The sequence below is a fragment of the Brevibacillus fluminis genome, from assembly GCF_003710825.1.
Classification (GTDB): Bacteria; Bacillota; Bacilli; order Brevibacillales; family Brevibacillaceae; genus Brevibacillus_D; species Brevibacillus_D fluminis.
Genome location: NZ_RHHQ01000046.1, coordinates 1 through 294, shown reverse-complemented (window position 1 = coordinate 294; position 294 = coordinate 1). Strand labels below are relative to the sequence as shown.

1 protein-coding gene is annotated in these 294 nt (G+C 50.0%); it reads right to left on the bottom strand.

The annotated features are described in order from the left end of the window. Window positions 1-294: amino acid permease (locus EDM56_RS30780; RefSeq protein WP_122921732.1), on the bottom strand; the 294-nt coding region annotated here is incomplete at both ends.

The window sequence follows — 294 nt, the reverse complement described above, 5'->3', positions numbered from 1 at the left end:
TTCGGCAAGCTCTTTTTCGGATCCTCGCTCTCCCCCGCTGTAATCCCGACAAGCTCCGTGCCCTGAAACGCAAAGCCTGCAATCATAAATACACCGAGGAATGACATGAAACCGCCAGCAAACGGCGCATCACCCGTCGTGAAATTGGCAAAGCCGACATGGTCGCTGCCCATTACCCCGATGATGATCAGCACACCTACCACCAAAAAGATGATGATCGTTGCGACTTTAATGAACGCAAACCAGTATTCCGACTCCCCGTATCCTTTTACCGAGATGATGTTCAATAAAAAC